The organism is Novosphingobium guangzhouense, assembly GCF_002896965.1.
Lineage (GTDB): Bacteria > Pseudomonadota > Alphaproteobacteria > Sphingomonadales > Sphingomonadaceae > Novosphingobium > Novosphingobium guangzhouense.
This window is the reverse complement of the sequence record NZ_LYMM01000003.1, coordinates 137,680-150,970: the sequence shown is the minus strand read 5'-3', so window position 1 is coordinate 150,970 and position 13,291 is coordinate 137,680. Positions and strand designations below refer to the sequence as shown.

Sequence of the window (13,291 nt, the reverse complement as noted above, 5' to 3'; positions counted from 1 at the left end):
GGGCGGCCATGGGTCATCCGGGATAGGACATCCGATGTCCCGCCGTATGTCGCAGGATTAGGCAGATGCCACCTTTCCAGAAGCCGAGAGGACGGTCCGGGTCTTCGAACGGACGCGTGGGGTGCGTGATCACGGCTTTTAAACCGCATCCCGGCCCACGACGCCGACCCGATACACCGATCCTGCGTGATCATCGCCGGATCGGATGCTGGGGCATATAGCCTATTTGGTTATAAATGTCAAGTGATCACTGCCAAGTCCGCGTGCGGAACCACTTGGTCACAACGTATTTCACGCCGCGCACGACAGGGCGGGCGGCATGCATGGTCCATGGGTTCGGCGTGCCATCGGGCAGGGCGTTGTTCCACAGCAGCAATGTGCCGGCGCAAGGCGGGATGCTCAAGGCAACGCGGGTGAAATCGGTCATCCCCCCCTCATCGACGCTGTTGAGATAGACCATGGCGGTCCAGCTGCGCTGCCCGCCGCATCTGCGTTCCGTCCGCCAGTAGCCTGCGGCGGTGTCGAACCAGTCGCAATGTTCGTTGAAGTATTGCCCGCAGTGATAGCGTTGCCCCTGTGCGGCTTCACCGCAGGCGGGTGCTATTCCCGTAACGGCGGCAAGGCGTTCTTCGAGAGTGCGCACGCACTCGTCGGATTCGTCGATATCGCCGGAAAAGCTGGTGCGATAGTCGGGCCAGAGCGCCCCGTCGACAAGGCTTGACGGGCAGGCGACCGCATCGATCAGGTGTATCAGGTGCGCGCATGATGGCGCGGTCAGGAAGCCATCGATTGCGTAGATTTCAGCCCGGTCATCGGGCAGGCGCCGCGCCGTAGGCTCTGCCGCCAGCCGTTGCCGCACGCTTGCGCCGATACGCGCAAGCGCCTTTCGATCAGGATGGATAGGCGTGGCCATGACAGGCAGAGTATAGGCATCGGGCGATAGCGCAATCGCTCATATCAAGTAGCTTGAGATCCGGTATCAGCAGAACATAAGAAAAATCCCGGAGTTTTACCTCCGGGATTATCCTTGTTATGTGCTTTGGCGTGTTTACCAGAAGAAGTCGTAGATGACATCCACCACTTCACCACTGTAGATGTCGACCAGCATTACGTCGTCATAGTAACGGACCCAGCGATAGGGGCCATAGACCGGCGGCAGGCGATACTGCCAGGGGTCGTTGATCCAGTAGCGGTTGCCGTAGAACATCGAACCCAGCGAGAACCCGATGCTCAGGCGGCGATAGGAATATCCGTTGTAGGGGGCGTAATAGCGCCCGATGCGGTAAGTGTTGCGATTGCGGTCGCGATAGCGCTGCCAGTCGTAGCGGTTGTCGCGGCGCCAGTCGTTGCGGTTCCACGCCTGATAGCGATCGCCCCGGCCGTTGTTGCGCCAGCCGTTGTTGTCGCCACGCCTGTCGTTATCGCGCCAGCGGTCGTTGTCTCGGCGGTCATTGTCGCGCCGATCGTTGTCGCGCCAGCGATCGTTGTCGCCGCGTCGGTCGTTGTCCGGGCGCCAGTTGTTGTTGCGATCGCGGTCCCGATCATCCCGGCGGTCATTGTTGTTGCGCCAGGCGTTGTTGCGGTCCCGGTCCCGATTATTGTCAGGGCGAGCGGTGTTGCCCTGCCAGCTAGGCCGGTTCGGCTGCTGCGGAGCAGGCCGGGCCTGTTGCTGACGCTGCTGTTCGCGCAGCTGGCGCAGTTGCGGCCCGATCTCGCTGCGGCCATTAAGGCGCTGCTGCGGCTGTGCCTGCGGGCGCGACTGCTGCATCTGCGGGCGCGATTGTGGGCGGGGCTGCGCCTGTTGCCGGGGCTGAGGGCGAGGTTGCGTTTGCGGACGGGGCTGCGCTTGCGGACGGGATTGCGGCCTCTCGGCACGGCCGTTGCCGCGTTCGTGGCCCTGGTTCTGCGCGAAGCTCGGGGTCGAAAGACCGGTGACCGCCATGGCCATGGTCGCGGCGGCGAGCAGTATGCGTGCTTTTCTGTTTTTCGTTGCCATTGTTCCGGTGCTCCAAACCGAATTGCCGGACGGCGAAGCGCGGCTCATCGTTGACCCCGGTCTACCCAACGGGCGCTGTCGCAATTGTGAATGGCGGCGTTGCCAAACGTTAAGTTTCGTAATGTTGCAGCGACAAAGAAAAGGCCGCCGCCCGGTTTCCCGAGCGGCGGCCTTTTTCATGCGCGTCTGTTCGTGAGATCAGCGCGTCAGCTTCTTGTACGCCAGTGCGGTCGGACGATCGGCGGCATCGCCCAGACGGCGGCGCTTGTCCTCTTCGTAGGCGGCGAAGTTGCCTTCGAACCATTCGACGTGGCTGTTGCCTTCGAATGCAAGGATGTGCGTGGCCAGACGGTCAAGGAAGAAGCGATCGTGGCTGATGACCACGGCGCAGCCCGCGAAGTTCTCGATCGCCTCTTCCAGCGCGCCCAGCGTTTCCACGTCAAGGTCGTTGGTCGGTTCGTCGAGCAGGAGGACGTTGCCACCCTCCTTGAGCATCTTGGCCATGTGGACGCGGTTGCGTTCACCGCCCGAAAGCTTGCCGACGTTCTTCTGCTGGTCGGCGCCCTTGAAGTTGAACGCACCCACATAGGCGCGGGTCGAGGTGTCGTGACCGTTGACCTTCATGTAGTCGAGCCCGTCGGAGATTTCCTCCCAGACGTTCTTCTTGGGGTCGAGGTGGTCGCGGCTCTGGTCGACGAAGCCGAGATGGACGGTGGAGCCCATCTCGATGGTGCCCTCGTCAGGCTGTTCCTTGCCGGTGATCAGCTTGAACAGCGTGGACTTGCCCGCGCCGTTGGGGCCGATGACGCCGACGATGCCGCCCGGCGGCAGGATGAACGAGAGGTTCTCGAACAGGAGCTTGTCGCCGTAGGCCTTCGAGATGTTGTTGACCTCGATGACCTTGCCGCCAAGGCGCTCGGGCACCTGGATGACGATCTGGGCCTTGCCGGGGCGACGGCCCGACTGCGCTTCCTGAAGCTGTTCGAACTTGCGGATACGCGCCTTGGACTTGGTCTGGCGCGCGGCCGGGGTCTGGCGGATCCACTCAAGCTCTTCCTTGAGCGCCTTGGCGCGGCCGGATTCCTCGCGGTCTTCCTGCTCCATGCGCTTGGCCTTCTTCTCCAGGTAGGTGGAGTAGTTGCCTTCATAGGGGAAGTATTTGCCGCGATCGAGTTCGAGGATCCAGTTCACCACGTTGTCGAGGAAGTAGCGATCGTGGGTGATCATCAAGACCGCGCCCGCGTATTCCTTGAGGTGGTTTTCCAGCCATTCGACGGATTCGGCGTCGAGGTGGTTGGTCGGTTCGTCGAGCAGCAGGATCGAGGGCTTCTGGATCAGCAGGCGGGTCAGCGCGACGCGGCGCTTTTCACCGCCCGACAGGCTGTTGACGGGCCAGTCGCTCGGCGGGCAGCGGAGGGCTTCCATCGCGATTTCGAGCTGGTTGTCGAGCGTCCAGCCGTCGACCGCGTCGATCTTGCCCTGCAGTTCGCCCATTTCCTCCATCAGCGCGTCGAAATCGACGTCTTCCGGCGGATCGCCCATGATGTTGGAGATCTCGTTGAAGCGGTCGACCAGGTCGGCGGTTTCGCGCGCGCCGTCCTTGACGTTTTCGAGGACGGTCTTGGTCGGATCGAGTTCCGGCTCCTGTTCAAGATAGCCGACCGTGATGTTTTCACCGGGCCATGCTTCGCCGGTGAAATCGGTGTCGATGCCGGCCATGATCTTGATGAGCGTGGACTTGCCGGCGCCGTTCGGGCCGACGATGCCGATCTTGGCGCCCTGGTAGAACTGCAGCGAAATGTCGCTGAGCACCGGCTTCTGGGCGCCGGGGAAAGTCTTGGTCATGCTCTTCATGACATAGGCGTATTGCGCGGCCATGCGGTTCCTCTGGATGGAATATCGGGTCTGGATAGAGTTGGCGCCGCTACTACAGGGGTGAGGGCGGATTGCCAAGGGGAGCCGCCAGAGGGCGGGAGCCGGTTGCGCTCAGCGGCGCAGGGCTTTCGCCAGATCGCGTGCTGCACGCGGAAGGAAGGCCAGGCCGACCATCACCGTGGGCACGGTCAGGATCGCCCAGTAGAAGTTCACCGGCCGGGCGAAGACCGCCAGCAGCAATGCGATCGTCGCCAACCAGGGCAGTGCGAAGCGCGCCAGCGGCACCGGCGCGCCAAGGAACCCGGTCAGGCACAGCAGCACGGCAAGGTAGCTTGGTGGCGCGGGGAAAAGGTGCAGCACGGTGACGTCGGCGATGTCCTGCAACACCGCGCCGGGGCCGCGCAGGCCGCCCCAGCCTTGCGACAGCGCATCGTCGGGGAGCGACAACGGCTCTACCGCCCCGCGGTGCAGGAACAGCGCGATGGCGTAGGCGGCAAGGAGCAGGGCCCACGCCGCAAGTTCGGCGCGCCTGCCACTCCTCCACGCCCACAGGCCCGCCAGCAGCACGAAGGGCAGCGCCAGTTCGCGGATCGCCAGTGCCAGCGCGGCAGCAATGAAGGCGGGTACGGTCAGCCCCTTTACCCGCAGCGCCATGGCCAGCGCCACGAGAACGCCAGCCCAAAGCTCGTGCGATACGGACAGGCCGGGGCTGGCGACCATCGCACCGCCGGCCAACACCAGCAGCATTGCCGCAACCCGTTCCCCCGCGCCGACAAGCGGGCGCAGCATCGCAAACCACGCGACCGCCGCCGCGGCAAGCAGGGCGCAGAGCATCCCATGCGTCGCGCGCCAGCCGAATGCCGCTTCGATCCACGCCAGTGTCGGCAGGCGCACGGTCACGAAAGGGCTGGTGGGAAAGCCGTGCGCGCGCTGCAGGCGCGTGGCGGCATGATAATAGTCCTCTCCCCCGGCCACCGCGTTGCCGATGTCGTGATAGAGTTGCACGTCGGAGTAGCGCCCGTCGCCGCTGATAGCCTCTCCGGTCTGCGCCGGGCCGATCGTCAGCGTAGCCAGCGCAAGCGCCACGATAAGCGCGATCACGGCCAGGGCCTGGATACGGGTGAGGGCGGCAAGCATCGCGCGGTTGTGTTCGCTTGTGCCGGTGGCGGCAAGCCGAGGCGCTGCTTATCCACATGGCTGCACCGTTCATCGCACCTTGGCAGGCGCGGAGGGCTCGGTTAGCACCTGCACCATGAGCACTTTTCCAGCCTTTCGCGCAGGGCTTTTCGCCGCTGCATTCACCGCCGCCGTTCCGGCTTTCGCAACGCCCCAGCAGGGTTCCGGTGTCGCCTGGGACATCGTCGAGGGTCTGACGACCGAGATCGGCCCGCGCATGGCCGGATCGGAGGCAGAGGCACGGGCGCGCGACTGGGGTTCGGCCAAGCTCAAGGCGCTGGGCTTCCAGAACGTGCGGGTGGAAGAATTCAAGACGCTGGCGTGGCAGCGTGGGCCGGAAAGTGCAAAGCTGACCGCGCCTTACGCGCAGCCGCTGGCGATCACGGCGCTGGGTTTCTCGGTCCCGACGCCCAAGGGCGGGTTGAAGGCGCCGCTGGTCTACTTCCCGACGCTGGCCGCGCTGGAGGCCGCGCCTGACGGATCGCTCAAGGGCAAGGTCGCCTTCATCGACCATGCCATGCGTGCGGCGCAGGACGGTTCGGGCTATGGACCATACGGCAACGTGCGCCGTCAGGGGCCGTCGGTCGCATCGCGCAAGGGCGCGGCGGGCGTGGTTATCCGGTCGGCAGGGACCGACAGCCACCGCAACCCGCATACCGGCGTCACGGTGTTCGCCAAGGATGTGCAGCCGATCCCGGCGGGCGCCGTATCCAACCCCGATGCCGATCTGATCGCGCGTACCGCCGCGAGGACTGCGGCGGGGGGCAAGCCGATGGCGATCGACCTGACGCTGGAAGGCAAGCCGTTCCCCGATGCACCTTCCGGAAATGTCGTCGCGGACCTGCCGGGACGCGATCCCTCGCTGCCGATCATCGTCATCGCCTGCCACCTGGACAGCTGGGATCTGGGCACCGGGGCGATCGATGACGCTTCGGGCTGCGCCATCGTGACCGCAGCGGCGCTGGCGGCGCAGCAGGGCGGGCAGGCGCTGCGCACGATCCGCGTGCTGTGGTCCGGCAACGAGGAAATGGGCATCGGCGGCGGCGGCGGTGCGGTCTATGCGCGGATGCACGGTGCAGAACCGCATGCGGTCGCGATGGAAAGCGATTTCGGCGCGGACAAGGTCTGGGCGGCGAAGTTCAACACGGCCGCCGAAAACAAGCCGATGGTGGACAAGGTTAAGGCCGCGCTCTGGCCGATGGGTATCGTGCCCCACGAAGGCGAAACCGAAGGCGGCGCGGACGTCGCGGCGATCATCAAGGCGCAGGATCTGGCAGTGATCGATCTGGGGCAGGACGGAATGCACTATTTCGACCTGCATCACACGCCCGACGATACGCTCGACAAGGTCGATCCGGCGGCGCTGCAGCAGAACGTCGATGCCTGGACGGCGGTGCTCAAGGTGATCGCCAATGAGCCGGGTGTGATCGGCAAGGGCCAGTAAGACCCGGCCTGAATGAAGCGGGGAGGGGCGCAATGCCTCCTCCCCGTTTATCGATTACGCCCGATCATCCTGAGCTTGTCGAAGGATCTGTTCCGACACTGCGACCAGCTGCCGTGCCTGTTCCAGATGGAGCAGTTCGGTCATCTTGCCATCGACCTTGATCGCTCCCTTGCCCTGGTTTTCGGGCAGCGCGAACGCGGCGATGACCGCATTGGCCCATTCGACGTCTACGGCGCTTGGCGAAAACACCGTGTTGCACGGATCGATCTGCGCGGGGTGGATCAGGCTCTTGCCGTCGAACCCGAACAGCAGGCCCTGCCGCGCTTCGGCCTCGAACACGGCAAGATCGCGGAATTCGTTGCAGACGCCGTCAAGCACCGTGACGTCATGCGCCCGCGCTGCCGCGACGGCCATCGACAGGAACGGCAGGAACGGCGTGCGCTCTGGCACCGATTGCGCGCGCATCTCCTTGGCAAGGTCGTTGAGGCCCATGATCCACAGCGAAAGCCGCGTGGACCGGGCTTTTGCGGCTATAGGTTCCAGCGCGAAGACGCTCGCACAGGTTTCGATCATCGCCCATAGCTGCATGGCTTCGTGCGCGCCTGCCAGCGCCGCCTGCAGTCTGTCGATATCCTGCGGGCTGTTGACCTTGGGGACCAGTATGGCATCGGCCTTCGACGCGGCTACCGCTTCAAGGTCCGCCGCGCCCCATTCGGTGTCGAGCCCGTTGACGCGGATTGCAACCTCGCGCCGGCCAAAGCCACCTTCGGCAATTGCCGCGATGGCAGCGGCGCGAGCCTCTTCCTTGGCCTCGGGAGCGACGGCATCTTCCAGATCGAGGATCACCACGTCGCAGGGCAGGGTTCGCGCTTTGGCCAGAGCCTTTGCGTTGGAGGCGGGCAGGTATAGCGCGCTTCGGCGGGGGGCGGGCCGGGGGCGGTCGATCGGAGTCATCAGGCTGTTTCCCGTGTCGGATTGTCAGCGCTTCCTTGGAGGGCCAGCCACAGCCCGGTCAAGCGTCGGGAAGGATGCGGGGGCGTGAAGGCGGCGATACGCAGATGCAACTAGTCCGAAAGAGCAATTTGCAATCGTTTGCTGTGTATATATCGGGAAGCAGCCGCCGAAGGTCGTTCGCGCATCATGACCGGGGTGCCGGGTAATCTCCTCCGCCCGCACTCACGACGGCAGTCCTTAGGGGCAGCCCTTAGGGGTCGCAGACGTCGCCCCGTGACCTGCTCAGTCAGGAGCAGGCGCGGGGCGATGGTTTCTCAGGCCCGATCGAAAGTCAGACCCTGGAAAGAATGCGTTCGCTTTCCTCCCAAAGCCGCGCCGCGGCATTGGCATCGCGCGCCTGCGGCGCGGCAGGTATTTCGGCCAGGTCGTGGAAGTAGCGGCCGCCGTTGGTGCCCGTTTCGGGGGCGGTCGCCAGCCAGACGATGGTGCGCGCCGGGTCTTCCGGCGCGATAAGGTCCTGGCTTGCCATATAGGCTTGCAACGAGGATTCTCCGTGATTGGAGAAGTTCGAGCCCACCTTGCCCGGATGCATCGCCTGCGCGGTTATGCCCTTATCCGAAAGGCGCCGGTCAAGTTCGTGCGTGAACAGCAGGTTGGCAAGTTTCGCCTGACAATAGGCCGGTCCTGCCGCGAAATCGTCCAGCATCATCAGATCGTCCCAGTGCATTGCCTTCGTCTGTTCGTGAGCGAGCGAAGATACCGCGATCACCCGCACGGTGCCCGGCGGGCTTTCCTGCGCGCCGCGCTCAAGCAGGGGCAGCAGTTCACGCGTCAGCAGGAATGGGGCAAGGTGATTGGCGGCAAAGGTTGCCTCCAGCCCTTCGGATGAGAGGTAAAGGCCGTTGCGGATGCCGCCCGCGTTGTTGACCAGAACGTGGACCCGGTCAGTCAGTGCGGCAATTTCCCCGGCAACCCGGCGCACGTCAGCCATTTCGGCAAAGTCACCGCGCAGGAAGTCTACCCGGCCCAATACGCGCAGTTCCGCTTCGGCAGCATCGCACCGAACGGGATCGCGCCCGGTGGCGATGACGTGCCAGCCCATGCGGGCGAAGCTGGCGGCGCTGGCCTTGCCGATCCCGGAACTTGCGCCGGTGACGACGACCACGCGGTCCTGAGAAGGTTCGGGATTTCTGGACATTGCGGCTCTCTCCCATCTTGCGCCCGTTGTCGGCCGGTCTATCGAGGCAAGGCGCCCTTGAGGAACAGATCGACCGCGAAGCGGACCCGCCTGTCGATATCGTGCGCCGTCAGCACATTGCCCGATAGAATGAAGCGCACCGGACCGCTGACGACCATGCTCATGAATACGTTGGCGGCAAGCATCGCGTCGCCGATGGCAAGGCGCCCGGCAGCGGTCTGTGCTTCCAGTATCTGTGCGAGGAAGCGGACCGTCGGCAGCGCGGCGATATCGTAATAGGTCTGGAAGATGTCGGGAAACCGATAGCTTTCGGTATTGATCAGCCGTTGTAGCTTGGCGCCGACGGGCTCTCCGACCAGCCCGATCCGCAACATCGCGATCGCAACCAGCGTGTCCTCCAGCGTTTCCTTGCGGGTTGCGGCGATGACTTCTGCGCTGACTGCGCGGGCTTCAGTGCCATGGCGGACGGCGGCGCGCAGCAGCGCCGCCTTGTCCGGATACTTCGCATAGACGGTGCGCTTGGTCATGTTCACGTCGGCGGCGATGCCCTCGATCGTGGCGCTTTCGTAACCCTTGTCGAGAAAATGCCGCAGCGCTGCATCGAGCAGGGCGGTCTGGCGGGCCTGCGCCTGTTCGCGGGTGGGCCGGCCGGCCCTGCTGGCTGAATCGGACATATCCTGAGGCATGGACCCCATGGACCCGATTTGTCTTGCGTCGCCAAGAGTCTCGTGAATAATGAAACGCATAAGGTGCTATTAATCGAGTCGCGCTCCGCCGTCCAGCCGGAAGCGATGACAATGGAGAGGAGAGCCACCCCATGGGAACCGCCGCCGATAAACTGACCGCCCTTGTCGCCGACCCGGAGCGTTTTGCGTTTTCCGCCGACGACCTGCGCGAAACACAGATCGCCGCGCTTGATGAGCGGTTTCGCGAGCGCCGGGATCGGATCAGGCTGCTGGGCCTTCGCGCGCGCGATGCCGCGATCGAGGGCATCGCGCGGATCGAGGATGTGGTGCCGGTGCTGTTCCCGCACACCGCTTACAAGTCCTACCCCGAAAGCTACCTTATGGATGAGCGCTGGGACCGGCTGACCAAGTGGCTCGGCACCGTTTCCACCCATCCGATCGAAGGCGTCGATCTGGATGGTATCGAAGGCATCGATGACTGGATCGCGCGGCTCGCGCAGCAGGGGCACTTCATTTCCTGCTCCAGCGGCACCACCGGGAAGTCGGCCATGCTTATTGCCTCGCACAAGGATATGGAGTGGTCGAAGATCGACACGGTCAATGTCTTTTCATGGGGTTCGGGCGTGGTGCCGGCACAGGATCGCCTGATCATCGGCTGTGCTCCCGTGGCGACGGTTCCCAAGAACACCACGATCGCGAGGGCGCAGTACGATGCCTTCGCCAATCCCGAATGGCCGCGCTGGAACTATCCGGTGCCCCCGATTACCGTGGGTTCGCTGACTGCAATGGTGGTCATGCGCAAGAAGATCGCCGAGGGCACCGCGCGCCCCGACGAGATCGCCGCCTTCGAGGAAACGTCCGCCCGGCGCGCAACGCTGGTTGCTGATGCCGTTCCGGCAACGGCGCAGTTCATCATCGAAAACCGGCACCGCAAGTTGCAACTCTCCGGCCTCTGGAGCGGGCTGTGGCAGGTTGCCAGGGCGGTGCGGGACGCGGGATACGGGCGTGAGGACTTCAACGCGGACAACTCGATCTACGTTGGCGGCGGGCTCAAGCGGGCGCAGCTTCCGGCTGACTATCAGGACTATGTGTTCGAGACATTCAACATCCCGGCCGACCGGCATTTCCAGAACTATTCGATGCAGGAACTGAATTCCGGCATGCCCAAATGCCGCGAGGGCGGACGCTATCACGTCCCGCCGTGGATCGTACCGGTGCTGCTCGACAAGTCGGGAGACGAAGCGCTGGGGTCTGCGAGCGGCGAACGCGAAGGGCGCGCGGCGTTCTTCGACCTGTCGCTTGATGGGCGCTGGGGCGGCGTCATCACCGGCGACAGGATATCGCTGGACTGTTCACCCTGCGCCTGCGGCAACCATGGCCCTTCGATCCGTGACGATATCGTCCGTTATGCAGACCTTGAAGGCGACGACAAGATCGGCTGCGCGGGCACCGTCGATGCCTATGTCAGAGGTGTGGCATGAACGAGATTTCGCAGCCCAAGGCGGCCGAGGATATCGTCTCGGCTCCGTTCTTCCTGCGCGGCGAAGTGGTGCACGGGGCGGACGTGATCCAGAAGTCCCGCGATCTTGGCGTCACTTTTGCGACGCCGCGCATTCCCTTCAATCGCGCGGTGCCACCGCGCACCGAAGTGCCGCCCCTGCTGAATGTGCCGCTGGCCGAGATCGTCGACTTTCTTGTGGAAACCGGCCAGCGCCTGCTCGCCCGTGACAATGACCACATGCAGGAATGCATCGAGCGCATGTGCCGCACACACATCCTGCCGCGCGCCGTTGTCGAGAATACCGCGCGCCATGCCGCCGCCTATCTCGACAGGCGGGTGCTGATGGCGGAGGTAGAGCAGAACTTCCCTGATCCGCGCGCGCTCGATGAATGGGTGCCCAAGGAGGACTTCACCGGGCGCCGCAGCTTCGTGCGCGCGTTCGCGCCTCGGCTGATCCACGTGTTGCCGGGTAATTCCCCCGGCGTCGCAGTGAAGTCGGTGGCGCAGGGCGCAATGGTCAAGGGCATCAACCTGTTCAAGATGAGCAGCGCAGACCCGTTCACCATGGTCGCCATCCTGCGCACGATGACGGATCTTGATCCGGCGCATCCGATCGTGCGTTCGATGTCTGCGGTCTACTGGCGCGGCGGTGACGATGCGACGGAGCGGGTGCTCTATCGTCCCCAGTATTTCGACAAGATCGTCGCCTGGGGCGGCGGCGATGCCATCAACAACGTCATCAAGTACCTTGGTCCGGGCTTCCAGCTGGTGTCGTTCGACCCCAAGACGTCGATATCGATGGTCGGGCGAGAGGCGCTGGCGGACGATGAAACCATCGATCGCGTGGCGGACTTGTGTTCGGCCGACGTGATGACGCTCAATCAGGAGGCCTGCGTCGCCAGCCGCTTCCAGTTCGTCGAGGGCGACGAGCGGCAGGTGGATCGCTTCTGCGCGCGGCTGCATCACCACATCGCACGCCGCGCTGCCGAAAGCGGAGACGTCCGCCCGCTCGCCATGGACATGCGCGAAGCGGTGGAGGCGATGACGCTCATGGATGACGAATATGGGGTATGGGGGCGTACCGATGGGCGCGGCCTTGTGATCCGGTCGGAGGAGCCGGTGGATTTCCATCCGATCAACAAGACCGCCAATGTCGTGCGGGTGGATAGCCTCGACGATGCAGCCAGGTGGATCAACGTGGCGACGCAGACGGTGGGTTTCTTCCCGTTCAACCGGATGTCGGCCTACCGCGATCGCCTTGCCGCCGCAGGTGCGCAGCGAATCGTGCACCTTGGAGAAGCGGGCCCTGCCACTATCGGCAATCCGCATGATGCGATGTATCCGCTTCACCGCTTCGTTCACTGGATGGCGCATGAGGATGGGCGGGGGTGACGCGGGTGAAACCCCAAAACCCACCCGCAACATCGCCGAGACGGATATGTCCGCCCTTCGCTTGCCTGCCTGCGGGAGTGCGCTACCCATCGATCAAACAGCCCGCGATGCCGGGCGCGTGAAGGGGATCATAAGCACCATGGCCGTCGAAATCCTGCTCCCGAAGATCGGTTTCTCCATGCAGGAGGGGCAGGTTGCCGAATGGCTTGCCGCCGATGGCGCGCAAGTTACCGAGGGTCAGCCGCTGTTCTCGCTGGAAGCGGACAAGTCCACCAACGAAGTCGAATCTCCCGCAACCGGCACACTGAAGATCATCACCAAAACGGGTGAGACATATGAAGTCGGCACCGTTCTCGGCTGGATCGAGTAACACGCTGGACAGCCGCGGATAGTAGGCTCAGTATCCGCGCCATGAACCGTCTTCTCACCGCTGTCGCCGCCTTCGGGTTCCTTGCCGTTTCGGGTACCGCGCATGCCAGCCTTGCGGTTGGCGCCAAGGCGCCGCAGTTCGCCGCCAAGGGCGCGAAGGGCGGCAAGGAAGTCGATTTCGATCTGGCAAAGGCGCTGAAGAAGGGGCCGGTCGTGCTCTACTTCTACCCCAAGGCGTTCACGCAGGGCTGCACGCTGGAAGCGCACGCCTTTGCCGAAGCCACGCCGGATTTTGCCGCGCTTGGCGCAACCGTGGTCGGCATGTCGGCCGATGATCTGCCCACGCTCAAGAAGTTCTCCACCGAGGAATGCCGCGACAAGTTTGCCGTTGCCACCGCCAGTCCGGCGGTGACCAAGGGCTATGACGTGGCGCTCACCCGGCCGGGCGTGCCGGCGGGCATGACCCAGCGCGTCAGCTACGTCATTGACCAGAGCGGCCATGTCGCTTTCGTCCATTCCGATATGGACTACCGCGAACACGTTACGATGACGCTTGCTGCGGTGAAGGCGATGAAGACAAAGCGGCCGGGTTGACGATAAACTCTTTGCGGCGGGCCCTCTTGCGTCGAACGTCCTGAGCGCCACTTTACAAACAGCCGTACTGCGCTAAGCGGTGCGGCTTGTTTGTTTACGGCCGGTC

12 protein-coding genes are annotated in these 13,291 nt (G+C 64.1%); 5 read left to right on the top strand and 7 right to left on the bottom strand.

What is annotated here, in order from left to right; translation table 11 throughout:
- Positions 1-247 precede the first annotated feature (247 nt).
- From A8V01_RS04115 to A8V01_RS04100, 4 genes are all read right to left on the bottom strand, one after another.
- Positions 248-913, bottom strand: a complete 666-nt coding sequence (locus A8V01_RS04115; RefSeq protein ID WP_103094683.1) for a 2OG-Fe(II) oxygenase — start codon at positions 911-913, stop codon at positions 248-250.
- A 135-nt stretch (positions 914-1,048) separates the two neighbouring features.
- A complete protein-coding gene (locus A8V01_RS04110; RefSeq protein ID WP_103094702.1) occupies positions 1,049-1,996 on the bottom strand; it encodes an RcnB family protein in 948 nt (315 codons plus the stop codon).
- 198 nt (positions 1,997-2,194) lie between these two features.
- Entirely contained in the window at positions 2,195-3,874 is a 1,680-nt protein-coding gene (gene ettA / locus A8V01_RS04105) for an energy-dependent translational throttle protein EttA (protein ID WP_103094682.1), read from the bottom strand.
- A gap of 108 nt (positions 3,875-3,982) precedes the next feature.
- Complete coding sequence (locus tag A8V01_RS04100; RefSeq protein ID WP_103094681.1) at positions 3,983-5,008, bottom strand: hypothetical protein; 1,026 nt, start codon at positions 5,006-5,008, stop codon at positions 3,983-3,985.
- A 115-nt stretch (positions 5,009-5,123) separates the two neighbouring features.
- On the opposite strand from A8V01_RS04100, the gene A8V01_RS04095 reads away from it, so the two are divergent.
- Entirely contained in the window at positions 5,124-6,491 is a 1,368-nt protein-coding gene (locus A8V01_RS04095) for a M28 family peptidase (protein WP_103094680.1), read from the top strand.
- Between the two features lie 54 nt (positions 6,492-6,545).
- Here the strand turns inward: A8V01_RS04095 and A8V01_RS04090 are convergent, their stop codons facing one another.
- The 3 genes from A8V01_RS04090 to A8V01_RS04080 all read right to left on the bottom strand — a co-directional run bounded on the left by A8V01_RS04090 (position 6,546) and on the right by A8V01_RS04080 (position 9,317).
- Positions 6,546-7,445 carry an HpcH/HpaI aldolase/citrate lyase family protein gene (locus A8V01_RS04090; protein ID WP_103094679.1) on the bottom strand — a complete coding sequence of 300 codons (900 nt, stop codon included), beginning with the start codon at positions 7,443-7,445 and terminating at the stop codon, positions 6,546-6,548.
- A 331-nt stretch (positions 7,446-7,776) separates the two neighbouring features.
- Positions 7,777-8,643, bottom strand: coding sequence for an SDR family NAD(P)-dependent oxidoreductase (locus tag A8V01_RS04085; RefSeq protein WP_103094678.1), 867 nt, complete (start codon positions 8,641-8,643; stop codon positions 7,777-7,779).
- A 38-nt stretch (positions 8,644-8,681) separates the two neighbouring features.
- Positions 8,682-9,317, bottom strand: coding sequence for a TetR/AcrR family transcriptional regulator (locus A8V01_RS04080; RefSeq protein WP_245892316.1), 636 nt, complete (start codon positions 9,315-9,317; stop codon positions 8,682-8,684).
- Between the two features lie 143 nt (positions 9,318-9,460).
- Between A8V01_RS04080 and A8V01_RS04075 the strand changes: the two genes are divergently transcribed.
- From A8V01_RS04075 to A8V01_RS04060, 4 genes are all read left to right on the top strand, one after another.
- A complete protein-coding gene (locus tag A8V01_RS04075) occupies positions 9,461-10,810 on the top strand; it encodes a hypothetical protein (protein WP_103094677.1) in 1,350 nt (449 codons plus the stop codon).
- Complete coding sequence (locus A8V01_RS04070) at positions 10,807-12,222, top strand: acyl-CoA reductase (protein ID WP_103094676.1); 1,416 nt, start codon at positions 10,807-10,809, stop codon at positions 12,220-12,222. Before A8V01_RS04075 ends, A8V01_RS04070 begins: the two co-directional genes overlap by 4 nt.
- A gap of 139 nt (positions 12,223-12,361) precedes the next feature.
- A complete protein-coding gene (locus tag A8V01_RS04065) occupies positions 12,362-12,592 on the top strand; it encodes a biotin/lipoyl-containing protein (RefSeq protein WP_103094700.1) in 231 nt (76 codons plus the stop codon).
- A 41-nt stretch (positions 12,593-12,633) separates the two neighbouring features.
- A complete protein-coding gene (locus A8V01_RS04060; protein WP_103094675.1) occupies positions 12,634-13,185 on the top strand; it encodes a peroxiredoxin in 552 nt (183 codons plus the stop codon).
- Positions 13,186-13,291: the final 106 nt, after the last annotated feature.

Coding starts and splice junctions, on each gene's coding strand:
- A8V01_RS04115 (WP_103094683.1), bottom strand. CDS start 913: ATGGCCACGCCTATCCATCCTGATCGAAAGGCGCTTGCGCGTATCGGC.
- A8V01_RS04110 (WP_103094702.1), bottom strand. CDS start 1,996: ATGGCAACGAAAAACAGAAAAGCACGCATACTGCTCGCCGCCGCGACC.
- ettA (WP_103094682.1), bottom strand. CDS start 3,874: ATGGCCGCGCAATACGCCTATGTCATGAAGAGCATGACCAAGACTTTC.
- A8V01_RS04100 (WP_103094681.1), bottom strand. CDS start 5,008: ATGCTTGCCGCCCTCACCCGTATCCAGGCCCTGGCCGTGATCGCGCTT.
- A8V01_RS04095 (WP_103094680.1), top strand. CDS start 5,124: ATGAGCACTTTTCCAGCCTTTCGCGCAGGGCTTTTCGCCGCTGCATTC.
- A8V01_RS04090 (WP_103094679.1), bottom strand. CDS start 7,445: ATGACTCCGATCGACCGCCCCCGGCCCGCCCCCCGCCGAAGCGCGCTA.
- A8V01_RS04085 (WP_103094678.1), bottom strand. CDS start 8,643: ATGTCCAGAAATCCCGAACCTTCTCAGGACCGCGTGGTCGTCGTCACC.
- A8V01_RS04080 (WP_245892316.1), bottom strand. CDS start 9,317: ATGTCCGATTCAGCCAGCAGGGCCGGCCGGCCCACCCGCGAACAGGCG.
- A8V01_RS04075 (WP_103094677.1), top strand. CDS start 9,461: ATGGGAACCGCCGCCGATAAACTGACCGCCCTTGTCGCCGACCCGGAG.
- A8V01_RS04070 (WP_103094676.1), top strand. CDS start 10,807: ATGAACGAGATTTCGCAGCCCAAGGCGGCCGAGGATATCGTCTCGGCT.
- A8V01_RS04065 (WP_103094700.1), top strand. CDS start 12,362: ATGGCCGTCGAAATCCTGCTCCCGAAGATCGGTTTCTCCATGCAGGAG.
- A8V01_RS04060 (WP_103094675.1), top strand. CDS start 12,634: ATGAACCGTCTTCTCACCGCTGTCGCCGCCTTCGGGTTCCTTGCCGTT.